20 protein-coding genes are annotated in these 23,323 nt (G+C 53.2%); 13 read left to right on the top strand and 7 right to left on the bottom strand.

What is annotated here, in order from left to right:
* Positions 1-85: 85 nt before the first annotated feature.
* Positions 86-523 carry a NirD/YgiW/YdeI family stress tolerance protein gene (locus P3C52_RS00400; RefSeq protein ID WP_275553272.1) on the bottom strand — a complete coding sequence of 146 codons (438 nt, stop codon included), beginning with the start codon at positions 521-523 and terminating at the stop codon, positions 86-88.
* 97 nt (positions 524-620) lie between these two features.
* Between P3C52_RS00400 and P3C52_RS00405 the strand changes: the two genes are divergently transcribed.
* The 4 genes from P3C52_RS00405 (at position 621) to P3C52_RS00420 (ending at position 4,231) form a co-directional block, all read left to right on the top strand.
* The gene (locus P3C52_RS00405) at positions 621-1,016 is read left to right on the top strand and encodes a polyketide cyclase (protein ID WP_275553532.1); all 396 of its coding nucleotides are present in this window, start codon (positions 621-623) and stop codon (positions 1,014-1,016) included.
* Between the two features lie 528 nt (positions 1,017-1,544).
* Complete coding sequence (locus P3C52_RS00410) at positions 1,545-1,820, top strand: bacteriocin immunity protein (RefSeq protein WP_275553273.1); 276 nt, start codon at positions 1,545-1,547, stop codon at positions 1,818-1,820.
* Between the two features lie 91 nt (positions 1,821-1,911).
* Entirely contained in the window at positions 1,912-3,402 is a 1,491-nt protein-coding gene (locus P3C52_RS00415) for an MOP flippase family protein (protein WP_275553274.1), read from the top strand.
* Positions 3,403-3,613: 211 nt separating this feature from the next.
* Positions 3,614-4,231: a trimeric intracellular cation channel family protein gene (locus tag P3C52_RS00420; RefSeq protein WP_275553275.1), complete on the top strand. Its 618-nt coding sequence runs from the start codon at positions 3,614-3,616 to the stop codon at positions 4,229-4,231.
* A 40-nt stretch (positions 4,232-4,271) separates the two neighbouring features.
* On the opposite strand, the gene ligB is transcribed toward P3C52_RS00420, so the two are convergent.
* Positions 4,272-5,960 (bottom strand): NAD-dependent DNA ligase LigB, encoded by a 1,689-nt coding sequence (gene ligB, locus P3C52_RS00425; RefSeq protein ID WP_275553276.1) that lies wholly within the window; start codon positions 5,958-5,960, stop codon positions 4,272-4,274.
* 252 nt (positions 5,961-6,212) lie between these two features.
* Here ligB and gmk point away from each other — a divergent pair, with 252 nt between their 5' ends.
* From gmk to P3C52_RS00460, 7 genes are all read left to right on the top strand, one after another.
* Positions 6,213-6,836 carry a guanylate kinase gene (gene gmk, locus P3C52_RS00430; RefSeq protein WP_275553277.1) on the top strand — a complete coding sequence of 208 codons (624 nt, stop codon included), beginning with the start codon at positions 6,213-6,215 and terminating at the stop codon, positions 6,834-6,836.
* Positions 6,837-6,890: 54 nt separating this feature from the next.
* The gene (gene rpoZ / locus P3C52_RS00435; RefSeq protein ID WP_085069262.1) at positions 6,891-7,166 is read left to right on the top strand and encodes a DNA-directed RNA polymerase subunit omega; all 276 of its coding nucleotides are present in this window, start codon (positions 6,891-6,893) and stop codon (positions 7,164-7,166) included.
* Positions 7,167-7,185: 19 nt separating this feature from the next.
* Positions 7,186-9,294 (top strand): bifunctional GTP diphosphokinase/guanosine-3',5'-bis pyrophosphate 3'-pyrophosphohydrolase, encoded by a 2,109-nt coding sequence (gene spoT, locus P3C52_RS00440; RefSeq protein ID WP_275553278.1) that lies wholly within the window; start codon positions 7,186-7,188, stop codon positions 9,292-9,294.
* 3 nt (positions 9,295-9,297) lie between these two features.
* On the top strand, positions 9,298-9,993 hold the full coding sequence (trmH, locus tag P3C52_RS00445) for a tRNA (guanosine(18)-2'-O)-methyltransferase TrmH (protein WP_275553279.1): 696 nt from the start codon (positions 9,298-9,300) through the stop codon (positions 9,991-9,993).
* Positions 9,990-12,071: an ATP-dependent DNA helicase RecG gene (recG, locus tag P3C52_RS00450; RefSeq protein ID WP_275553280.1), complete on the top strand. Its 2,082-nt coding sequence runs from the start codon at positions 9,990-9,992 to the stop codon at positions 12,069-12,071. The genes trmH and recG overlap by 4 nt, the downstream gene beginning before the upstream one ends.
* A gap of 127 nt (positions 12,072-12,198) precedes the next feature.
* Positions 12,199-13,584, top strand: a complete 1,386-nt coding sequence (locus tag P3C52_RS00455; protein WP_275553281.1) for a uracil-xanthine permease family protein — start codon at positions 12,199-12,201, stop codon at positions 13,582-13,584.
* A gap of 131 nt (positions 13,585-13,715) precedes the next feature.
* Positions 13,716-15,398 (top strand): AsmA family protein, encoded by a 1,683-nt coding sequence (locus P3C52_RS00460; protein WP_275553282.1) that lies wholly within the window; start codon positions 13,716-13,718, stop codon positions 15,396-15,398.
* Here the strand turns inward: P3C52_RS00460 and fabY are convergent.
* The 5 genes from fabY to typA form a co-directional block, all read right to left on the bottom strand.
* A complete protein-coding gene (gene fabY / locus P3C52_RS00465; RefSeq protein WP_275553283.1) occupies positions 15,392-16,318 on the bottom strand; it encodes a fatty acid biosynthesis protein FabY in 927 nt (308 codons plus the stop codon). The genes P3C52_RS00460 and fabY overlap by 7 nt on opposite strands.
* A 59-nt stretch (positions 16,319-16,377) precedes the next feature.
* Positions 16,378-16,815 carry a D-aminoacyl-tRNA deacylase gene (dtd, locus tag P3C52_RS00470; protein ID WP_275553284.1) on the bottom strand — a complete coding sequence of 146 codons (438 nt, stop codon included), beginning with the start codon at positions 16,813-16,815 and terminating at the stop codon, positions 16,378-16,380.
* Positions 16,812-17,675 carry a virulence factor BrkB family protein gene (locus P3C52_RS00475; RefSeq protein ID WP_275553285.1) on the bottom strand — a complete coding sequence of 288 codons (864 nt, stop codon included), beginning with the start codon at positions 17,673-17,675 and terminating at the stop codon, positions 16,812-16,814. The genes dtd and P3C52_RS00475 overlap by 4 nt, the downstream gene beginning before the upstream one ends.
* 3 nt (positions 17,676-17,678) lie before the next feature.
* Entirely contained in the window at positions 17,679-18,275 is a 597-nt protein-coding gene (yihX, locus tag P3C52_RS00480) for a glucose-1-phosphatase (protein ID WP_275553286.1), read from the bottom strand.
* 188 nt (positions 18,276-18,463) lie between these two features.
* Complete coding sequence (gene typA / locus P3C52_RS00485) at positions 18,464-20,287, bottom strand: ribosome-dependent GTPase TypA (protein WP_275553287.1); 1,824 nt, start codon at positions 20,285-20,287, stop codon at positions 18,464-18,466.
* A gap of 432 nt (positions 20,288-20,719) precedes the next feature.
* On the opposite strand from typA, the gene glnA reads away from it, so the two are divergent.
* Both glnA and glnL read left to right on the top strand, forming a co-directional pair.
* The gene (gene glnA / locus P3C52_RS00490; protein ID WP_275553288.1) at positions 20,720-22,129 is read left to right on the top strand and encodes a glutamate--ammonia ligase; all 1,410 of its coding nucleotides are present in this window, start codon (positions 20,720-20,722) and stop codon (positions 22,127-22,129) included.
* A gap of 139 nt (positions 22,130-22,268) precedes the next feature.
* Positions 22,269-23,318, top strand: coding sequence for a nitrogen regulation protein NR(II) (glnL, locus tag P3C52_RS00495; RefSeq protein WP_275553289.1), 1,050 nt, complete (start codon positions 22,269-22,271; stop codon positions 23,316-23,318).
* Positions 23,319-23,323: the final 5 nt, after the last annotated feature.

Raw genomic sequence — 23,323 nt, forward strand, 5'->3', positions numbered from 1 at the left:
CGGGCTCAGGCTTTTTAACGAAGTGAGGTTTTTTAGCCGCTAATGCTGAACCGGTTTTAAGACATCATTGATCAATAACTACCGATTAATGTATGAAATGCACCCGATCGACATCAATTTCAAGCTGACCATCGTTGCGGTCTACCTCGCCAATGAGCTGAACCCGCCTTTTGAAAACCACTTCATCTTCGTCTACATCTACCTTGATGCGACCGGTATTATCTTTAAACCAGTATTTATCATCATCGTATTTTGCCCGACCGACAATTTCGCCCTCCAGTACCACAAAAGCATTATCAGGCAGCTTTTTTGCCTCTGCTACTGAAATACTATGCGAACGCCCGTGGGGATAATTTTTTGCCTGTGCGGCGCAAAAAAAAAAGCAGGTAACGCACTGATCAATAAAAACAATACGCTTCTTTTCATATAAGCGATTCCTGAACATCCGTTTAGTAAAAGGGTTACCCTGGCCGAATCTGCAAATATTTAAAAAGAGAAAGGTCTCAAATAAGCGGTGCGGCAACGCTTTGCCCCGTTATGAAAGCCTTTTAGGTCGCATAGGCTTTTCACATGAACGTTCTACAATGCTTACATCGCTATTAGTTTTTTCAGGAGGATACGTGCTGCCATCACAAACGCTAAGCCTGACCATTAAGCGTCAATGGCTGGATCTTTATGAAACCATCTGGAAGCCTGAGTTTTTTCCAAAATGGGTAACAGGGCTGGGCGAGCTACCTTTGCAACCTGCTGGAAATGAAGCAAAAGGCAAGCATTCGGCCAGTGTACCAAAAGCGCGCTTTTCGGCGCATAACGAGTATGGCGTAATGGATTACTGGATTGATAATGGCTTCGGTAAGGAAATATATATGCCGATGCGTATCGTGCCGAATCAGGAAGGCGCACAGGTGTTACTTACGCTTTTTCGCCAGCCTTTTACTTCCGATGAAAAATTTCAGCAGGAACTGGACGTGTTACAGCATGATCTGCAACGGCTATATCAGCTGGTAACAACTTGACCATGCAGGCACTGCCCAACACATCGGCATGAAATTAATTTTAATCTGTTGTTTTTAAAGAAATTTAATGTTGCGAAGTTAGAACATTTTAGCAAGTCACCAAAAACTCTCATTACAGATACCCTTTTTCTCCATTAATGGGGCTTAATTTAATTTGGATCTGAACAAAATTACGCCACCGCCAATAATGCAGCCTGTTTATCTACGGTGGCGCATTTTTAACGAAATAATTTAATAAAATTAAACTATCGAAAGGCGGATTAATCTTAAGTAACCCAATAAAAATACCATTAATAATCAATAAGTTAATTGCTTTCAACTGTATGTTTTCTGTCACGATAAAAATTAACTCATCAGAGCAAAAATTAATTTCCTCTTGCTGATTTTATAATTCATTTATTTTATACATCCATTTATTATTAAAATAATAATTTCAGATATTTCTTATGGTGATTCTTGAGATAAAAAAAGTTATAAATCTCCCTGCACACAGCAATTTCTAATAATCAGACATTCCAGGAAATCCCTATGGAACGCACATCTCTGCAAGACTTTACCGAGCAAGAATATACCGAGCTTGCACGTAAAATACTGCTCGCTGAGTTTGAAACAACGGAAGGATTACTGAAGGCGGCAATGGAATTTGTTTTGTTATCAGGCCATCCTGCAGGAACAGATCTTATTTGTTACCCGCAGGAGTTTAATATTACCACACCACAGAGCATGGTTAATGTTGTTAAAACATGGCGACAACAGCATGGTCTCCCCTGCTTCAGAGACAATTACTTTTCCATTGCGCTTTAATTATCTGACTCACCTGCAATAAAGAATAATAAGAATAACGCCCAGGATTTTCTCATTTTAAAAATGGTAGCTTTACCGTTAAGAGTATACTATGTCTTTGAAGCAAAAAGCATTAAATGGAGCAAAGTGGTCAGCAATATCTTCAGTGATGACGATTGGGCTCGGCGTTTTACAGCTGGCCCTGCTGGCCAGAATTATTGATCCCAACCAGTTTGGTTTACTTACCATTGCGTTGGTTATTTTAACGCTGGTAGATACGCTTTCTGATTTTGGTTTGTCCAATTCAGTTATACAGCGAAAATCCATGTCAGAGGTGGAGTTATCTACATTATACTGGCTGAATATTATTATTGGCGCGGTGATTTTTATTATTGTCTACTCCAGTAGTCAATATATTAGTAATCTGCTTCATCAGCCAGCATTAAACGATCTTATTGAAGCGTTATCTGTTGCTTTTATCATTATCCCGCAGGGTCAGCAATTTCGGGCGCTGTTACAAAAAGAACTGGCATTTACTCAGATTGGACGAACCGAAGTATTGGCGGCACTATCAGGTTTTGCCGTTACGCTCATTTCTGCATACTTTTACCCATCGGCGCTGTGCGCTATTTGGGGTTATCTCACCATGGTTTCGGTGAGAATGCTGCTGTTTTGCTATTACGGCAGGGAGATTTATCGTCCCCAGTTTGTTTTTGATCTGAAAAGCGTGCGCAGTAATTTACGCTATGGCGGCTATCTTACCGCTGACAGCTTAATTAATCAGCTGAGTATGAATATGCCAACCATGCTGCTTTCGCGACTGCTGGGCGCGATCGCAACCGGTGGTTATAACCTGGCTTACAATCTGGCCGTGATGCCACCCGCCAAGATCAACCCAATTCTGACGCGCGTGCTGTTTCCGGCGTTTGCTCAGATGCAGGATGACCAGCCGCGTCTGCGCCATAACTTTTATAAAATGCTGTCCATCATGAGCTTGCTAAATTTTGTTGCACTGTTAGGCATGATTGGCGTCGCACATAATCTGGTGTTGAGCATTTTTGGCGAACGCTGGCTGTTTATTACGCCGGTGCTGCAAGTGCTGTGTATCGCAGGCATTATGCGGGCCATTAATAATCCGGTCGGCGCGTTAGTTATGGCTAAAGGTACGGTCGATATTAGTTCAAAGCTGAATGCACTGCGTCTGGTTCTTTCTATCCCCGCCGTCTGGCTGGGCGCGCAATGGGGCGGTCTTATGGGCGCTACCATCGGCTTTACGGCGCTACAGGCACTGACTGTATTGATGAATTATTTCGCGTTAATTCGTCCTATGTTAGGCGCCAGCGGCAAAGCCTACTTTGCCAGCCAGTGGATGCCGCTACGTATGGCGCTGCCGACGCTTTGGATTAGTTATGCTCTTGGCTACGCGCTAGAAGAAATGATGCCAGTTATGGCGATCCTGACAATACAGATTGCAGCAGGCGCACTGGTATGGGGATTAATGATGTTAAGCAGTCGCGATCCGCTGGTACTGGAGCTTAAACAGATCGTACGGCGTAAAGCCCGTCCTGCCGTTACGTTAAAGAGTGAAAACACGCTGGTATAATAATAAAGTTGTTTACGGGTGGAAAAGTATCCGTCAGCGGATATTTTATTAAGCGCGCTGCCATAGCGCGCTTTTTTATCTTCCGCACGCCTGCTTATTTACCCGCTTCGCATAAAAAGAACTAATCCGTAAGCAGATGCCTTAGAAATTTTCACTCGTCTACACTCAGAGAAGCGCTGTAGGCTTTGCCACCGTTTTCCTGGAGCTGGCTATGTTACTGACCGTTCTCTATATCATTGGCATTACTGCCGAAGCGATGACCGGCGCGCTTGCGGCCGGACGGCGAAAAATGGATCTCTTTGGCGTGATCATTATTGCGTCAGTCACTGCTATCGGCGGCGGTTCTGTACGCGATATGCTGCTGGGCCATTATCCGCTCGGCTGGGTAAAACACCCTGAATACATCATTATTGTTGCGGTTGCCGCTGTCATTACTACGGTTGTCGCTCCTCTGATGACGCATTTGCGCAAAGTTTTTCTGGTGCTGGATGCGCTGGGACTGGTGGTTTTCTCTATTATTGGCGCTCAGGTTGCGCTTGATATGGGCCACGCCTCTATTATTGCGGCCATCAGCGCGGTGATTACCGGCGTATTTGGCGGCGTGCTGCGCGATATGTTTTGTAATCGTATTCCGCTGGTTTTTCAGAAAGAGTTGTATGCCGGTATCGCGTTTGCCGCAGGCTGGCTCTACATTCTGTTGTTAAAAACGCCGCTGTCGCATGAAACAGTTATCATCATTACCCTGCTGTTTGGTTTTCTTTCCCGCCTGTTAGCGCTGCGTTTTCGTTTGGGGCTGCCCGTTTTCAATTACCCGCACCCTGAACATTAATGATTACGTAATAGTGATGAGGCAGGATAGGATAACGCAGTTATTCTGCCTGCTGCTGACTGGCCCGCCTCTGCTGAATAAAATCAATCAGCGCCCTTACCTGCTTATCCTTCAGCCAGTTTACGACCTTTTCTGCCAGCGTAGCGCCCATGCCCGGCAGCTGTTGCCAGTCGTGGGCGCTGCGCGCCAACAGCCCATCCCAGTCATCATCGGGTAACGCATTAAGCGCCGCTGACGGCAAAGGTACGCCAAGCGCTTTTACCCAGCGACGAAATGGCTGATGCTGCACTCTGTCGAAATAATGTCTTAGCTGCCTGGCTCTTTGAGGTGTCACGCCCGGTACGGCTGAAAGCTGTTCAATATCCATATTGAGCCATGAAAAAAGATGCAGGAAATCGGGGTGCAGAATCAAACGTTGCCAGGTGCTACGCTGGATACCTGGCAGATCGAGGACATCCTTTTGGCTCAACCAGCTCAGCCGTGAAAGAAACTGTTTTCGACAGTGGGGGCTGTTATCAAAACAGCTCAGGCTATGGTATTGCTCTGGGTTTGGCGCGTCAGGCCGATTACGCTGGGTAACGCGCCAGATCACTTTCTCGAAGCGCGGAATGCCTTGCCCCGCGAGGCCAATGACCACCTGATCGCCTGGCACAATATCAAGCGCCTGCCAGCGAGCCAGAGATCCTAAATTAACCCGACGTACGGTTTTATCATCCAGCTGTACCGGCGCGACATTAAGCACTACCGCAATTTTTCCGGTGCGTCCCACAGGGAAATCGATGGACTGAACTTCACTGCTGACTATTGGAGGATTATATTTCCAGGCAGCAATCTCTTCGCTGCTGCCCGGCATCCACTGCTTGCCAGTTGAACGCTTGTCCTGATGGATCACTACGCCATCGGTTACAAAGGGCAAAGGAGCGTGAAACCACCGATCGCGCCAGCGGGCGACATCCTCTTCACTGGCTACCGGTTGCGTCCATGCACTGGCCAGACCGAACCCTAACTGCTTAAGCGCCGCCTGCCGCATCGCCATGGTTTTTGGCCCATCCGGCCAGGCCCAAATAAAAACGCCCAGTTGGGCCAGTAAGGGCGACGGAGTCTGACGCATCAGGGCTCCAGCAACCTGGGCACGAGCATTAACGCCGCCCTGCTTCGCTTGCTGATGAGCGGTCACGGTTAAAAAGAGTTCACCCTGTAATACCAGCTCATCGCTCTTATCAGGAATCTCTCGCGGGATCGCAGGGATCGCGGCGGCCTTATCCAGCCAGCTCTGTCCTTTAAGGCCGTCGCCGCGACTGATAAGGGCTGCCAGTTTCCCCTGCCGATACACCAGCGTCACCGCGACACCATCAACCTTCGGCTGTACCCAGAGCGCTTCTTTGTCTTGCATCCAGTAAGCCACAGCCAGCTTATCCGGTAGTTTTTTGACGCCGGTATGAGCGACGGGATGATCGACCGTGCCGTTATCCGCCCAGACTGAGCGATCGGGCGCAATGGCCGGCTGAAAGCAGCGTTGCCATTGCCGAAGCCGCTGCTGCAGGCTGTCATAAAGCGTGTCGTCAATCAGTGTTTGGCCGTCACGATAGTAGGCCTGATCCCAGCTGCGTAACTGCTGTTGCAGCTGGGCGATTTCTTCCGTTGCGCGAACCGGCGTCCAGCGGGGACAAAGTGCCTGTGCCGTTCCGGCAAACAGCCACAGCAACCATAAAATCCTTTTCTCTGCCATCACCCTCTCCTTGTTCTCTGCTGCGGCAGTAAAACCCATAAACAGTGATACAGCGAGAAGCACGGTACTAAACTGGAAAACGGCGCGCGGATTTTTATTGCAAGGCGTGCAAATCACTTCACTTCATGAGGAAAACTTTCCAAAAAGGAAGAAAAACGACAGCGGAACGGCGCAAACGCTGCATGGCGGCGGCAAGCTGTGTATACTGTGCAGGAAACAGTCTCCGCTCTTTTACACACTTCAAGAACAATCATGGCTCAAGGCACGCTTTATATTATTTCTGCCCCCAGCGGTGCGGGTAAATCCAGCCTGATTCAGGCTATGCTGAAAACGCAGCCGCTGTACGATACTCAGGTATCCATTTCGCACACCACGCGCGGGATGCGCCCGGGCGAGCAGCACGGCGAACATTATTATTTCGTTTCCAAACAAGAGTTTGAAACGATGATCGCGCAGGATGCTTTTCTTGAGCATGCCGAAGTGTTTGGCAACTATTACGGCACTTCACGCGCAGCCATAGATCAAGTACTGGCGACCGGCGTTGATGTCTTTTTAGATATTGACTGGCAGGGCGCGCAGCAGATCCGGCAGAAAATGCCGACGGCACGCAGCATTTTTGTTTTGCCGCCTTCGAAAGAAGAACTGGATCGCCGCTTACGTGGCCGCGGTCAGGACAGCGAAGAGGTTATCGCCCGTCGTATGGCGCAGGCCGTGGCGGAAATGAGCCATTATGCCGAATACGACTATTTAATCGTCAATGATGATTTCGATCTGGCGCTGCTGGATCTGAAAACCATCATTCGCGCTGAGCGTCTGCGTATGGGCCGTCAAAAAGCCCGACATGATGCCTTAATCAGCAAACTGTTGGCAGACTGAAGTCACTTTCAGTATTATGCCGAGTCATTTCTTCACCTGTGGAGTAGCACACTTATGGCACGCGTAACCGTTCAGGACGCAGTAGAGAAAATTGGTAACCGCTTTGACCTGGTTCTGGTCGCTGCACGTCGCGCACGTCAGATGCAGGTGAGCGGTAAAGATCCGCTGGTACCGGAAGAGAACGATAAACCGACCGTTATCGCTCTGCGTGAAATCGAAGAAGGCCTGATCACTAATCAGATCCTTGATGTTCGTGAGCGCCAGGAACAGCATGAGCAGGAAGCCGCTGAATTGCAGGCTGTTACCGCTATCGCTGAAGGTCGTCGTTAATTAGCCGGAAGGCTCGCCCTTGTATCTTTTTGAAAGCCTCAATCAGCTGATTGAAAAATACTTGCCTGAGGAGCAGATCAAGCGCCTCAAGCAAGCTTACCTTGTCGCACGTGATGCTCACGAGGGGCAGACACGCTCCAGCGGCGAGCCTTATATCACGCATCCCGTCGCCGTCGCCTGTATTCTGGCGGAAATGAAGCTCGACTATGAAACCCTCATGGCCGCGCTGCTGCACGACGTGATTGAAGACACTCCCGCCACCTATCAGGACATGGAACAGCTGTTCGGCAAAAGCGTCGCCGAGCTGGTTGAAGGCGTATCCAAACTGGATAAGCTGAAGTTCCGGGATAAAAAAGAGGCGCAGGCGGAAAACTTCCGCAAGATGATCATGGCAATGGTGCAGGATATTCGCGTCATCCTGATCAAACTGGCCGACCGCACGCACAATATGCGTACGCTGGGTTCGCTACGGCCTGATAAACGTCGGCGCATCGCCCGTGAAACGCTGGAAATCTACAGTCCGCTGGCTCATCGCCTGGGTATTCATCATCTGAAAACCGAGCTGGAAGAGCTGGGCTTCGAAGCGCTTTATCCCAACCGTTATCGCGTTATTAAAGAAGTGGTGAAAGCCGCGCGCGGTAACCGTAAGGAGATGATCCAGAAAATCCTCGCGGAGATCGAAGGGCGTTTGCAGGAAGCCGGTATTCCCTGTCGCGTATTTGGCCGGGAAAAACATCTCTATTCCATCTATTGCAAAATGCACCTGAAAGAGCAGCGCTTTCACTCCATTATGGATATTTACGCGTTTCGCGTGATCGTCCGCGATGTGGATACCTGCTACCGCGTTTTGGGTCAGATGCATAGCCTGTACAAACCGCGTCCGGGCCGCGTAAAAGACTATATCGCTATTCCGAAAGCGAACGGCTATCAGTCGCTGCATACGTCGATGATTGGTCCGCATGGCGTACCGGTTGAAGTGCAGATTCGTACGGAAGATATGGATCAGATGGCGGAAATGGGGGTTGCGGCGCACTGGGCCTATAAAGAACAAGGCGAAAGCGGCACGACCGCACAGATCCGCGCGCAGCGCTGGCTACAAAGCCTGCTGGAATTACAGCAGAGCGCCGGCAGCTCCTTTGAATTTATCGAAAGCGTGAAATCCGATCTGTTCCCGGATGAGATTTACGTTTTTACGCCGGAAGGACGTATTGTCGAACTGCCCGCCGGCGCGACGCCGGTAGACTTCGCCTATGCCGTGCATACCGATATTGGTCATGCCTGCGTGGGTGCGCGCGTTGACAGGCAGCCTTACCCGCTTTCACAGCCGCTGGCCAGCGGTCAGACGGTTGAGATTATCACCGCGCCCGGTGCCCGGCCAAACGCTGCCTGGCTTAACTTTGTCGTCAGCTCAAAAGCGCGCGCCAAAATTCGCCAGCTGTTGAAAAACCTCAAACGCGAAGATTCGGTGAGTCTGGGTCGACGCCTGCTTAACCATGCCCTGGGCGGCAGCCGTAAACTGGCTGAAATCCCGCAGGTCAGCATTGAGCAGGAGCTGGAGCGCATGAAGCTGGCTTCGCTGGACGATCTGCTGGCGGAAATCGGTCTCGGCAACGCCATGAGCGTGGTGGTGGCGAAGAACCTGCTGGACACCGCAGGCGGACAATCCACCAGCGCCACGTCGCGCAGTAAACTGCCGATCAAAGGCGCTGATGGCGTGCTGATTACCTTTGCCAAATGCTGTCGTCCGATTCCAGGCGATCCGATTGTGGCGCACGTCAGCCCAGGTAAAGGGCTGGTGGTTCACCATGAATCCTGCCGTAACATTCGTGGCTATCAGAAAGAGCCTGAGAAGTTTATGGCGGTGGAGTGGGACAAGGTCACCGAGCAGGAATTCGTCGCTGAAATTAAAGTGGATATGTTTAATCATCAGGGCGCGCTGGCGAACCTGACGGCGGCAATTAATACCGCGGGTTCGAATATTCAGAGCCTGAACACCGAAGAGCGTGACGGCCGCGTTTACAGCACCTTTATTCGTCTGACGGCGCGCGATCGCGTTCACCTGGCAAATATTATGCGTAAAATTCGCGTGATGCCGGACGTGATCAAAGTTCACCGTAACCGAAATTAGCGCATGAATGCTCAACGTTTTGCTCGTATACGCGAGATGCTGGCTGCCCGCCAGCACGATCTCACCGTATGCATGGAGCAGGTACACAAGCCCCACAACGTGTCCGCCATTATTCGTACGGCGGACGCGGTGGGCGTTCACGAAGTCCATGCCATCTGGCCTGCCAACCGGATGCGTACCGTCGTCTCTTCCGCCGCAGGCAGCAACAGCTGGGTGCAGGTAAAAACGCACCGTACCATTGCGGATGCGGTATCCCATCTGAAACAGCAGGACATGCAGATCCTGGCAACCAACCTCTCCGCCAAAGCGGTCGATTTCCGTGAAATCGACTATACGCGTCCGACCTGCATTTTAATGGGTCAGGAAAAAACCGGCATCACGCAGGAAGCGCTGGCGCTGGCCGATCGGGACATTATTATTCCGATGGTCGGTATGGTGCAGTCGCTGAATGTTTCCGTCGCTTCCGCGCTTATTTTGTATGAAGCGCAGCGGCAGCGGCAGAACGCCGGAATGTATCAGCGCGACAGCAGCACGCTGCCGCGCGCCGAGCAACAGCGCCTGCTGTTTGAAGGTGGTTATCCGGTGCTGGCGCGCGTGGCAAAACAGAAACAGCTGCCCTACCCGGAAATCGACGACAATGGTGAAGTGGTCGCCGATACCGAATGGTGGGCCGCCATGCAGTCAACAGGCAAGCGATGAAAGGCCGCCTGCTGGATGCCGTTCCGCTAAGCACGCTTTCCGGCGTAGGCGCAAGCCAGGCCGGAAAGCTGGCGAAGATCGGGCTGCATACCGTGCAGGACCTGTTGCTGCATCTGCCGCTGCGTTACGAAGACCGCACGCAGCTCTACCGGATTAGTGATTTGCTGCCCGGCATTTGGGCAACGGTTGAAGGTGAAGTGCTGCATACCGACGTTACCTTTGGCCGCCGACGTATGCTGGTCAGCCAGATCAGCGATGGTTCGGGCGTAGTGACGCTGCGCTTTTTCAATTTCAACGCCGGCATGAAAAACGGACTGGCGCCCGGCGCGCGCGTGACCGCCTATGGCGAGATAAAACGCGGTCAGCGCGGTGCGGAAATTATTCATCCTGAATACCGCATTCAGGGCGAACACGGCGTTACCGAGCTACAGGAAACCCTTACGCCGGTTTATCCCACAACCGAGGGCATTCGCCAGGCGACACTGCGTAATCTGACCGACCAGGCGCTTACGCTGCTGGATACCTGTCCGATTGCTGAACTGCTGCCTGCTGAACTTCGCGGTGGCCTGCTGAGTCTGCCCGACGCGCTACGTACGTTGCATCGCCCGCCGCCGGATATGCAGCTTGTCGATCTGGAAAGCGGGCGCCATCCGGCGCAGCGCCGTTTAATCCTTGAAGAGCTGCTGGCGCATAACCTGAGCATGCTGGCCGTACGCGCTGGCGCACAGCGCTATCATGCGCTGCCGATGCAGCCGCGCCATGAGCTAAGCGATCGACTGCTGGCGGCGCTGCCGTTTAAACCGACCGCCGCGCAGCAGCGAGTGGTGAAAGAAATTGAGCAGGATCTTACTCACGACTATCCCATGATGCGGCTGGTGCAGGGCGACGTGGGTTCCGGGAAAACGCTGGTCGCCGCGCTGGCCGCCCTGAATGTTATTGCGCATGGTAAACAGGTTGCGCTGATGGCACCGACTGAGCTGCTGGCAGAGCAGCACGCCAATAACTTCCGTCAGTGGCTGGCGCCGCTGAGCCTGGAGGTCGGCTGGCTGGCAGGCAAGCAGAAAGGCAAAGCGCGTCTGGCGCAGCAGGAAGCGATCGCTAGTGGCCAGGTGTCGATGGTGGTCGGCACACATGCCATTTTCCAGGAACAGGTGCAGTTTAACGGCCTGGCGCTGGTTATTATTGATGAGCAGCATCGCTTCGGCGTGCATCAGCGCCTGGCGCTGTGGGAAAAAGGCGAAGAACAGGGATTTCATCCTCACCAGCTGATCATGACCGCAACACCAATTCCGCGCACGCTGGCAATGACCGCCTACGCCGATCTGGATACGTCAGTTATCGATGAGCTGCCGCCGGGACGTACGCCGGTGACCACGGTGGCGATCCCCGATTCACGCCGGGCGGAAATTATCGAGCGGGTGAAAAGCGCCTGTCAGACGGAAGGCCGTCAGGCCTACTGGGTTTGTACGCTGATTGAAGAATCCGATCTGCTGGAAGCGCAGGCGGCAGAAGCCACGTGGGAAGAGTTAAAACTGGCGCTGCCGGATCTGCAGGTTGGCCTGGTGTATGGCCGCATGAAGCCGCAGGAAAAGCAGGAGGTAATGCAGGCGTTTAAGCAGGGTCAGCTCCAGTTACTGGTCGCCACCACGGTTATTGAAGTCGGCGTCGATGTGCCCAACGCCAGCCTGATGATTATCGAAAACCCGGAACGGCTCGGTCTCGCCCAGCTGCATCAGCTGCGCGGACGCGTGGGACGCGGCGCCGTCGCCTCGCACTGTGTGCTGCTTTACAAAGCGCCGCTGAGCAAAACGGCGCAAAAGCGTTTGCAGGTTTTACGCGACAGCAATGATGGTTTCGTCATTGCCCAGTGCGATCTGGAGATTCGCGGACCAGGCGAGCTTCTCGGAACACGCCAGACGGGCAACGCGCAGTTTAAAGTCGCCGACCTGCTGCGCGATCAGGCGCTAATCCCTGAAGTACAGCGCATTGCTCGCCATATCCACCAGCATTACCCCGAACAGGCGCAGGCGCTGATAGAACGCTGGCTGCCAGAAACCGATCGTTATACCAACGCCTGACCGGCCTTTCCCTTTTCTGATCCAGAATAAATAAACCTTTTAAACCCTGAACGTGCGTTGGCAAACGATTGCTTTTGCGATGCAGTCGATTACAATCGCCACTTTGCTTTTTCAGGGAACCCACATCATGTCCGCCAACCCTAATGAAATCGCCCCGTCCGCTTCTGGAGCGACGCCGAAGAGCGAACTTATTTACCGTCTGGAAGATCGTCCACCGCTCCCGCAAACGCTGTTCGCGGCCTGTCAGCATCTGCTGGCTATGTTCGTTGCGGTTATTACGCCCGCTCTGCTGATCTGCCAGGCGCTGGGCTTGCCCGCTCAGGATACGCAGCACATTATCAGCATGTCGCTGTTCGCCTCCGGCGTGGCGTCGATTATCCAGATTAAAACCTGGGGGCCGGTAGGATCGGGACTGCTCTCTATTCAGGGCACCAGCTTTAACTTTGTCAGCCCGCTGATTATGGGCGGTCTGGCGTTAAAAAACGGCGGCGCCGATGTGCCAACCATGATGGCGGCTCTGTTTGGCACGCTGATGGTTGCCTCCTGTACGGAGATGATTCTTTCCCGTCTGCTGCACCTGGCACGTCGCATTATTACGCCGCTGGTTTCCGGGATTGTGGTGATGATTATCGGCCTGTCGCTGATTCAGGTTGGGCTCACCTCTATCGGCGGCGGCTTTGCCGCGATGAACGATCATACCTTCGGCGCGCCGAAAAACCTGCTGCTGGCGGGCGTGGTGCTGGCGGTGATTATTCTGCTCAATCGTCAGCGCAACCCTTATCTGCGCGTGGCATCGCTGGTGATCGCTATGGCCGTGGGTTATCTGCTGGCCTGGACGCTGGGCATGCTGCCGGACAATACGACGCCGTCAAACAGCGCGCTGGTGGCCGTGCCGATGCCGCTTTATTACGGACTGGGGTTTGACTGGAACCTGCTGATTCCGCTGATGCTGGTCTTTATGGTGACCTCACTGGAAACCATTGGTGATATTACCGCGACCTCCGATGTTTCAGAGCAGCCGGTTAGCGGGCCGCTCTATATGAAACGCCTGAAAGGCGGCGTACTGGCGAACGGCCTCAACTCTTTTGTTTCCGCGCTGTTTAACACCTTTCCTAACTCCTGTTTCGGCCAGAACAACGGCGTTATTCAGCTGACCGGCGTTGCCAGCCGCTATGTCGGTTTCGTTGTGGCGCTGATGCTGATATTGCTTGGTCTGTTTCCGGCGGTGAGCGGCTTCGTACAGCATATTCCAGAGCCGGTGCTGGGCGGCGCAACCATTGTGATGTTCGGCACCATCGCGGCGTCCGGCGTGCGCATCGTTTCACGTGAGCCGCTTAATCGCCGCGCTATTATGATTATGGCGCTGTCGCTGGCGGTAGGACTTGGTGTTTCTCAGCAGCCGCTGATCCTGCAGTTTGCGCCAGACTGGTTAAAAACGTTGCTCTCTTCAGGTATCGCCGCCGGCGGGATTACCGCAATTGTCTTAAACCTGCTTTTCCCTCAGGAGAAGTAAGCCTTCCCGGGCGGGCAGCAGCCCGCCCTTTGCATCGGGTAATTATTTCCGCCTTTACAACCCGACGGTTGAGCTATGCCAGTAATTAAGGCATAACAGGCGATACCGGAAATTCATACGGAAGGATGCAAATGAAATTTGTCGGAAAGTTAATTCTTTCGCTGCTGTTGCTACTGCTGCTCATCGTGGTCGTGCTATATATTTTGCTGCAAACCCGCTGGGGCGCTGAATGGGCCAGTCGGCGGATAAGCGACGATACGGCATATCATCTTTCTGTCGCCAAAATAGAACATAACTTCTCCGATCCTTCGCTGCTGATCCTGCATAACCTCACTTTTGGCCACGACGGCAAGCCCGCCGTTATTGTCGCCAAAAGCGTGAAGCTCGGCCTGTCGCTTTCGGTGTTCAACCAGCCCCGGCATTTTGCGCGCATTGAGCTACAGGACGGTACGCTGAATGCTGCTAACATGCCGGCGAACCTGGCCTGGCCGCTGCAGGCCGATCGTTTACAGCTGCGTAATATCAGCGTGAAAAGTTCCCGGCTGGCGATGGAGGCCACAACCTTAAACGGCGGCGTGATCCCGTGGCTGCCCCGCCCTGGCAATATTCTGGGCAATAATGCCAGCTTCCAGTTAAGCGCCGATAGCGTGGCCTTTAATGGGCTGAACGCCTCCAATGCGCTGATTCAGGGAAGGGTCAGTGATAAACAACTGATTATCAACAACTTCGGTGCCGATTTAGCACGCGGATCCGTAACCGGTAGCGCCCAACGCGATATGCAGGGCAACTGGAATGTGTCTGCGCTGCGCTTAAATGATATTCGTCTTCAAACGGATAAATCCCTTAACGACTTTTTACAGCCGCTGCGCAATTTGCCTTCGGTGCATTTTTCCCGTGTCGATATGACCGATGCGCGTTTGCAGGGGCCAGACTGGGCAGTGACCGATCTCGACCTGCTGCTGAAAAATCTGACCTTACGACATGGCGAATGGCAAAGCGACGACGGCTCGCTGGCGTTGAATGCAGACAACTTTATTAACGGTCAGCTCACTTTAAACGATCCAATTCTGAACCTCGATTTTTCGCCTCAGGGCGTAGCCGATGCCCGCTTTAGTTCACGTTGGGTAAACGGACTCATTCGGGCGCAGGGTAGTTGGGAACGGCAAAGCCGACAGCTGACGCTGGATGAACTGGTACTGGCGGGTCTGGAATATACGCTGCCGGAAAACTGGCGCGATCGCTGGATGGCAACGCTGCCGGACTGGCTTGATAGCGTTAAGGTGAAAAAGCTGAGCGGCAACCGCAACCTGATTATCGACATAAATCCGCAGTTCCCGTTTCAGATAACGGCGCTGGATACCAACGGTTCCGATCTGCTGCTGGCGCGTAATCATCAGTGGGGTGTCTGGCAGGGCACGCTTAACCTCAACGCGGCGGAAGCGACGTTTAACCGTACCGATCTTCGCCATCCCTCGCTGGCGCTCAATGCCAACAGTAATCAGATTAACGTAACGGAAATGAGCGCCTTTGCGGAAAAAGGGCTGCTTGAAGGGACGGCGACGCTGGATCAAACGCCAGCGCGCAATCTCGCTTTAACGCTGAACGGTCAGGCGGTTCCGCCTGACGTACTGCAAAACTGGGGTTGGCCGGCGGTAACGTTAACCGGCCAGTCTTCCCTGCAGCTGAAGCTGAATGCGCGCCTGGCGGCAGGCACGCCGTTAAAACAGAGCGCTAACGGCACCTTAACGCTATCGTCAGACGGGCAAACGCTACAGCAAACCATGACGCATGGGGAAATCAGTACGTCTCAGTGAGGCTCCAACGGCCCGTCGGGATCGGCGGGCAGCACAATATAAACGCCGCTAAATGTTGCTCCACGCTCTTCATTGCCAAACAGTTCAACTTCCAGCTGTACGCGCGCTTTGCGTCCACGCGCCAGACGATCCAGATCGCCGCTCAGCGAGCCGAGATCGGCACAGGCGCTCGGCTTACCGCTGATAGGCTGGCTGTAACGAATATGCGCATCGGCCAGAATAATAGTGCCGCCTAAATGACGCTCGCGCAGCAGCAGCCAGATCAGACCCCAGCCGGTCAACGTCGCCAGTGAAAACAGGCTACCCGCAAACAGCGTATGGTGCGGGTTTTGGTTGCCTGTCTCCGGCATGGTAGTCATAAATTTTTGCCCGGTGTACTGCGTGATACGCACGCCCATTTTTTCACTTAGCGGAATATGCTCGTACCAGGCCTGTTGCAGCTGTCCGCACCAGTCGGCGCGATGCAAAATGTCATCCAGCGTGATAACCGGTTTAATCATCAGGAAGTGACGCACCGGCGTGGTGAGCGGCGCGGTGATTTCGCCCTGGTTGAGGTAGCCCAGCTTGGCGAAGAACTCTACCGCATCCTCGCGCGCGCTGCAGACTACGCGTTTTACGCCTTCCTGACGCGCTACGGACTCCAGCGTCATCGCCACCAGCGTACCCAGGCCTTTGCCCTGCACCGTTGGATGTACCGCCAGGAAACGAATCGAAGCTTCATTGTCCGCATTAATATAAAGACGACCAGCGGCGACAGGTTTACCCTGCTCATCCACAACCATTTGATGATGCGCCATCGCATCCCAGGCGTCGCGCTCCGAACCCTGCGGCTGACGCAGCGGCTTACGTAACATCTCCCAGCGAAACTGGTAATACATTTCCAGTTCTTCGGCGGTTTCCGGCACTCGTAGGTGATACATAAAAGGATTCTCTCGTTCGGGGTGGGCGTGGCGATTTTTGACGTCTGCGGCCAGCAGCATCATACCTGTAGCCAGAAAGTCACCGGCCCATCATTCACTAATGCAACCTGCATATCTGCGGCGAAACGCCCGTTCTCAACGTTAATATTCTGTTGGCGGCAGCAGTCGCTAAAGTAGTGATAAAGACGCTCCGCCTCCTGCGGCTCGGCGCCGCGTGAAAAGCTGGGGCGCATGCCTTTTTGCGTATCGGCGGCCAGCGTAAACTGTGAAACCACCAATACGCTGCCGCCAGCCTGCTGCACGTTAAGGTTCATTTTGCCGTTTTCATCGCTAAAAATTCGATAGCCTAATACGCGTTCGCACAGGCGCTGCGCTTTCTGTTCGGTATCCTCTTTTTCCACACCCAGCAATACCAGCAAACCGGGGCCAATCTTGCCCACGGTTTCATCCGCAACCGTGACGCTGGCACTCTGAACCCGCTGAATCAATGCAATCATGCTTCCTCACTACACTTTTTTTGTTGTTGTCGCTGGCGATATTCTCCCAGCGTGACGGTAATTTCCGCACCCAGCAATACGATACACCACGTCCAGTAAACCCACAGAAACAGGATCGGGATGACGGCCAATACGCCGTAAATCAACTGATACGAAGGAAACATGGTGATGTAGAGCGCAAACGCCTTTTTACCCAGTTCAAACAACACGCCCGCCACCAGCGCGCCGACCAGCGCATCCCGCTGTGGCACGCGCGTGGTCGGCACCAGGCTGTACAGCAGCCAGAAAGCCAGCCACGAGAACAGCAGCGGGAAAATACGCAGCGCCTGATCGATAAGTCCGGTCATGCCGCTGACAGCAACCCATTTCAGTGAGAGCAGCCAGGTACTGATCGCCAGGCTGGCGCCGGCCAGCAGCGGGCCGAGCGTTAAAATCATCCAGTAAACGGCAAAAGAGTAGACCAGCGGGCGTTTTTTCTGACTGCGCCAGATGGCATTTAGCGCGCTGTCGATGGAGTGCATCAGTAACAGCGAGGTGACAATCAACCCGACCGCACCGACCACCGTCATTTTATTGACGTTCGCGACGAACTGATCGAGATAATCCTGCACGACATTGCCCGCTGCCGGGACAAAGTTACTAAAAATAAAATGCTTAAGCTGTACGCTAATGTCGGCAAAAACGGGAAAGGCGGCAAACAGCGAAAAAACCACGGCGACCAGCGGCACCAGCGCCAGCAGTGAGACAAAGGCGAGATTGCCCGCCTCGGTGGTCATACCGTCATGTTCAATACGCTGCCAAAGCAGCTTTAACCACGCACCCGCTGAGCGAATGCGCTGACGTAAAGAGAGCGGCGCCATTAGTTAACCATGACGGGCAAACCAGTCGGGAACGACCTGCGCATCGGTGACGTGAACGGTGGTGATCCCCAGCTGGCGCGCCGCTTCGATATTTTCCAGATTGTCATCAAAGAAAACCGCGTCTCCGGCACTGACGCCCTCTTCCTCCAGCACACGTTGATAAATACGCGCTTCTGGCTTACGCATTCCCATATCCTGCGACAGATAGAGTTTATCCGCAGCCAGCTGTACCTCCGGGTATTGCGACGGCCAGTAATCGCAGTGCAGTCGATTCGTATTAGAGAGGATGACCACGCGTTCGCCATTGCTGCGAAGCTTTTGCATCAGGGCGATAACTTCAGGACGCAGGCCGACGAATACCGCCTGCCAACCCGCAACAAACTGTTCGTAGCTCAATGCAATATCCAGTTCGGCGCACAGGTTAGCGGCAAATTGCTCATCGCTAATTTCTCCGCGCTCGTGCCGCGCAAAATTTTCACCCATCTGAAAGCGGCTTTGCAACAACGCCAGCGGGACACGGCCAAGGTCGCTCCAGACGCCCAGAACCCGGCTGAAGTCGATATTTACAATGACATTACCTAAATCAAAGATATACAGCATGGTCATCCCCTTTCATCCCGTTGAGTTATTCACTCTAGCGATAAAAGCGCAGGCTGAACAGAGTATGGCGAAAAGGAGGGAGGAAATGGGACGCCACCAGCGAAAGGAGCCACTGGCACACATCAGGAGAGAATGGGCAAAAAAATGGCTCCTTACGGAGCCATTTCATCACTTATCAGCAAGCAACATTAAACGTCTTTGCTGCCGCGTGAAGCGCGTTTACGATCGTTTTCCGTCAGGTGACGTTTACGAATACGTACGGACGTCGGGGTAACTTCTACCAGTTCGTCATCATCGATAAACTCGATCGCCTGCTCCAGCGTCATCTTGATCGGCGGCACCAGAGTGGTGGCTTCGTCCGTACCAGACGCACGCATGTTGGTCAGTTTTTTACCGGTCAGGCAGTTTACCGTCAGGTCGTTAGAGCGGCTGTGAATACCGATAATCTGGCCTTCGTAAACTTCCGCACCGTGACCCAGGAACAGCTTGCCGCGATCCTGCAAACCGAACAGCGCAAAGGCGACAGCCTTGCCCTGACCATTAGAGATCAGTACGCCGTTCTGACGCTGACCCACTTCGCCTGGACGTACGTCGTCGTAGTGGCTGAAGGTGGAGTACAGCAGACCGGTACCGGACGTCATGGTCATGAATTCGTTACGGAAGCCGATCAGGCCACGGCTTGGGATCACGTAGTCGAGACGTACGCGGCCTTTGCCATCCGGGTCCATGTTTTTCATGTCGCCTTTACGTTCGCCCATCGCCTGCATGACCGCGCCCTGATGCTGTTCTTCGATATCCAGCGTCACGTTCTCGAACGGTTCCTGCTTACGGCCGTCAACTTCGCGGAAGATAACTTTCGGACGGGATACCGCCAGCTCAAAGCCTTCACGACGCATGTTTTCGATCAGTACGGAGAGGTGCAGTTCGCCACGGCCAGAAACGCGGAACGCATCAGCGTCTTCGGTTTCTTCAACGCGCAGCGCAACGTTATGTACCAGCTCTTTCTTCAGACGATCAAGGATCTGACGTGAAGTGACGTATTTACCTTCTTTACCGCAGAACGGTGAGGTGTTTACGTTAAAGAACATGGTAACGGTCGGCTCATCCACGCTCAGCGCTGGCAGCGCTTCAACATTCTGCGGATCACAGATGGTATCGGAGATGTTCAGCTCGCCAAGACCGGTAATCGCAATGATGTCGCCCGCTTCGGCCAGATCGGTATCGATACGCTCCAGACCCAGGTGACCCAGCACCTTGCCGACTTTCGCGTTGCGCGTTTTACCTTCGCTGTCGATAACCGTAACCTGCTGGTTCGGCTTCACTTTACCGCGTTTAATGCGGCCGATGCCGATAACGCCCAGGTAGTTGTTGTAGTCCAGCTGCGAGATCTGCATCTGCAGCGGGCCGTCCAGGTCAACGTTTGGCGCCGGAACGTGGTCAACAATCGCCTGATACAGCGGTGTCATGTCGTCAGCCATATCGTTATGGTCGGCGCCAGCAATACCCTGCAAGGCGGAAGCGTAAATAATTGGGAAGTCGAGCTGCTCGTCGGTCGCATCAAGGTTTACGAACAGGTCGAACACCTGATCGACAACCCAGTCAGGACGCGCGCCAGGACGGTCGATTTTGTTGATAACCACGATCGGCTTCAGGCCGTGAGCAAAAGCTTTTTTGGTCACGAAACGCGTCTGCGGCATTGGGCCGTCCATCGCGTCGACAACCAGCAGCACTGAATCAACCATGGACATTACGCGCTCAACTTCACCACCGAAGTCGGCGTGTCCTGGGGTATCAACGATGTTGATACGATAGTCGTTCCATTTGATGGCGGTATTTTTCGCGAGGATGGTAATCCCACGCTCTTTCTCCAAATCGTTGGAGTCCATTACACGCTCGGTTGCTTCAGTACGGGCATCAAAAGTGCCAGACTGTTGCAACAGTTTGTCAACCAGGGTGGTTTTCCCATGGTCAACGTGCGCAATAATGGCGATGTTACGCAAATTTTCGATCACAGCTTTGCCTCAGGCATTAGAAATAGCGCGCTATTGTACACGGATTAATCGAAGGACTGAACAGGATCACAAATATCAAAGAAAGAATGCTGCAGGGGTTGCCTTAAACACCACTTTCAGTGCAAAAAATGCACCCGATTGACCAACTGCACCATAACAGTGCCTAAACTCTACCCAATTGCACTATAATGGTGCGCGACATCCATCATGGTGCATCCCTCGTTTGGCGAGAGCGCTTATAATAGCGCTTTTTAGCCCGAATAAAAAAGTTGGCACAAAATTCGCTTTAATCTACGTAAGCCAAAACGACAGTTTCCACAACGGTTGATAGCTTGTCTGAGAACATTGTTGCCTGCTGTACGCCCATCTTTACGCGCCTGGCCAGCGAAGTTCTCTCACCACGACGACAAATAATTACCTGGAGAGTTGAGTATGTCTGCTGAACACGTTCTTTCGATGATGAACGAACACGAAGTGAAATTTGTTGACCTGCGCTTTACCGATACCAAAGGTAAAGAACAGCATGTAACGATTCCTGCGCATCAGGTTGACGCAGACTTCTTTGAAGACGGCAAAATGTTTGATGGTTCTTCCATCGGCGGCTGGAAAGGCATTAACGAATCAGACATGGTGCTGATGCCGGATCCGACCACGGCTGTTCTGGACCCGTTCTTTGAAGATTCAACGCTGATCATCCGTTGTGACATCCTGGAACCTGGCACCATGCAGGGCTACGATCGCGATCCGCGTTCTATCGCCAAGCGCGCCGAAGATTTCCTGCGTTCTTCCGGCATTGCCGACACCGTACTGTTTGGCCCAGAGCCGGAATTCTTCCTGTTTGACGATATTCGCTTTGGCAGCAGCACCTCCGGCTCTCACGTTGCTATCGATGACATCGAAGCAGCATGGAACACCGGTAAAGAATACGAAGGCGGCAACAAAGGCCACCGTCCGGGCCTGAAAGGCGGCTATTTCCCGGTTCCGCCGGTTGACTCCTCACAGGACATCCGTTCTGCCATGTGTTTAACCATGGAGCAGATGGGCCTGGTTGTTGAAGCGCATCACCACGAAGTGGCCACCGCTGGTCAGAACGAAGTGGCGACCCGTTTCAACACCATGGTGAAAAAAGCGGACGAAATTCAGATCTACAAATATGTCGTGCATAACGTCGCACACGCTTACGGCAAAACCGCAACCTTTATGCCGAAACCGATGTTTGGCGATAACGGCTCTGGTATGCACTGCCATATGTCTCTGTCTAAAGGCGGCACTAACCTGTTCGCTGGCGACAAATACGGCGGCCTGTCTGAAACCGCGCTGTTCTACATCGGTGGCGTAATCAAGCACGCCAAAGCGATCAACGCCCTGGCTAACCCAACCACCAACTCTTACAAGCGTCTGGTTCCGGGTTACGAAGCGCCGGTTATGCTGGCCTACTCCGCGCGTAACCGTTCAGCATCTATCCGTATTCCGGTGGTTTCCAGCCCGAAAGCGCGCCGTATCGAAGCCCGCTTCCCGGATCCAGCTGCTAACCCGTACCTGGCGTTCGCTGCGCTGCTGATGGCTGGCCTGGACGGCATCATCAACAAGATCCATCCTGGCGATGCTATGGATAAAAACCTGTATGACCTGCCGCCGGAAGAAGAGGCTGAAATTCCAAAAGTAGCCGCTTCTCTGGAAGAAGCTCTGAGCGCGCTGAACGAAGACCGTGAGTTCCTGACCCGCGGCGGCGTGTTCACCGATGATGCGATCGATGCTTATATCGAACTGCGTAAGTCTGAAATGGAGCGCGTGCGTATGACGCCGCACCCGGTAGAGTTCGAGCTTTACTACAGCGTTTAATAAGTTTGAGTTTTTTGTTGCCGTGGAAACTTTCAGCCCATCTTCGGATGGGCTTTTTTCTCCACCTCTCCAACGGCCGGAATATCGCGTTATCAAACCTGAAACTATAATGCACTAAAACGGTGCAGGAGAACGCTGTATGGCAACTGGCCTGCTGCCCGATGCTGGGCAGATTCTCAATTCCCTGATTAACAGTATTCTGCTGGTTGATAACGACCTGGTTATTCATTATGCCAATCCCGCAGCGCAGCAGCTGTTAGCGCAAAGTTCCCGTAAGCTTTTTGGTACGCCGCTGCCGGAGCTGATGGGCTATTTTTCTCTTAACATCAACGTCATGCAGGAAAGCCTGACCGCCGGTCAGGGCTTCACCGATAGCGAAGTTACGCTGGTAGTCGATGGTCGCGCACATATTATGTCGCTTACGGCGCAGCGGCTGCCGGACGGCCTGATCCTGCTGGAAATGGCGCCGATGGATAATCAGCGTCGCCTTAGTCAAGAGCAAATACAGCATGCTCAACAGGTTGCAGCCCGCGATCTGGTGCGCGGCCTGGCGCATGAGATTAAAAATCCATTGGGCGGCCTGCGCGGTGCGGCTCAGCTGTTAGCAAAAGCGCTGCCCGATCCCGCATTAACGGAATATACCAAAGTCATTATTGAACAGGCTGACCGCCTGCGTAATCTGGTCGATCGTCTGCTAGGGCCGCAGCAGCCCGGTATGCACGTTACGCAGAGTATTCATCAGGTGGCGGAGCGCGTGGTGAATTTGGTCAACATGGAGCTACCGGAAAATATTTCGCTGGTGCGCGATTACGATCCCAGTCTGCCTGAACTGCCGCACGATCCCGATCAGATAGAGCAGGTGCTGCTAAATATTGTACGCAACGCACTGCAGGCACTGGGTGCTGAAGGCGGCACGATTACGCTGCGCACCCGTACCGCTTTTCAACTGACGTTACACGGCACGCGTTATCGTCTGGTCGCGCGTATCGATGTGGAAGATGACGGACCAGGCATACCTACGCAGCTCCAGGATACGTTGTTTTATCCGATGGTTAGCGGCAGAGAAGGCGGCACCGGCCTGGGCCTATCTATCGCACGCAGTCTGATCGATCAACACTCCGGGAAAATAGAATTTAGCAGTTGGCCTGGCCATACCGAATTTTCGATTTACCTGCCTATTCGCCAGTGAGGTTT

This window comes from Mixta sp. Marseille-Q2659 (assembly GCF_940807255.1).
Taxonomy (GTDB): domain Bacteria; phylum Pseudomonadota; class Gammaproteobacteria; order Enterobacterales; family Enterobacteriaceae; genus Mixta.

Coding starts and splice junctions, on each gene's coding strand:
- P3C52_RS00410 (WP_275553273.1), top strand. CDS start 1,545: ATGGAACGCACATCTCTGCAAGACTTTACCGAGCAAGAATATACCGAG.
- P3C52_RS00415 (WP_275553274.1), top strand. CDS start 1,912: ATGTCTTTGAAGCAAAAAGCATTAAATGGAGCAAAGTGGTCAGCAATA.
- P3C52_RS00420 (WP_275553275.1), top strand. CDS start 3,614: ATGTTACTGACCGTTCTCTATATCATTGGCATTACTGCCGAAGCGATG.
- ligB (WP_275553276.1), bottom strand. CDS start 5,960: ATGGCAGAGAAAAGGATTTTATGGTTGCTGTGGCTGTTTGCCGGAACG.
- gmk (WP_275553277.1), top strand. CDS start 6,213: ATGGCTCAAGGCACGCTTTATATTATTTCTGCCCCCAGCGGTGCGGGT.
- rpoZ (WP_085069262.1), top strand. CDS start 6,891: ATGGCACGCGTAACCGTTCAGGACGCAGTAGAGAAAATTGGTAACCGC.
- trmH (WP_275553279.1), top strand. CDS start 9,298: ATGAATGCTCAACGTTTTGCTCGTATACGCGAGATGCTGGCTGCCCGC.
- recG (WP_275553280.1), top strand. CDS start 9,990: ATGAAAGGCCGCCTGCTGGATGCCGTTCCGCTAAGCACGCTTTCCGGC.
- P3C52_RS00455 (WP_275553281.1), top strand. CDS start 12,199: ATGTCCGCCAACCCTAATGAAATCGCCCCGTCCGCTTCTGGAGCGACG.
- P3C52_RS00460 (WP_275553282.1), top strand. CDS start 13,716: ATGAAATTTGTCGGAAAGTTAATTCTTTCGCTGCTGTTGCTACTGCTG.
- fabY (WP_275553283.1), bottom strand. CDS start 16,318: ATGTATCACCTACGAGTGCCGGAAACCGCCGAAGAACTGGAAATGTAT.
- dtd (WP_275553284.1), bottom strand. CDS start 16,815: ATGATTGCATTGATTCAGCGGGTTCAGAGTGCCAGCGTCACGGTTGCG.
- P3C52_RS00475 (WP_275553285.1), bottom strand. CDS start 17,675: ATGGCGCCGCTCTCTTTACGTCAGCGCATTCGCTCAGCGGGTGCGTGG.
- yihX (WP_275553286.1), bottom strand. CDS start 18,275: ATGCTGTATATCTTTGATTTAGGTAATGTCATTGTAAATATCGACTTC.
- glnA (WP_275553288.1), top strand. CDS start 20,720: ATGTCTGCTGAACACGTTCTTTCGATGATGAACGAACACGAAGTGAAA.
- glnL (WP_275553289.1), top strand. CDS start 22,269: ATGGCAACTGGCCTGCTGCCCGATGCTGGGCAGATTCTCAATTCCCTG.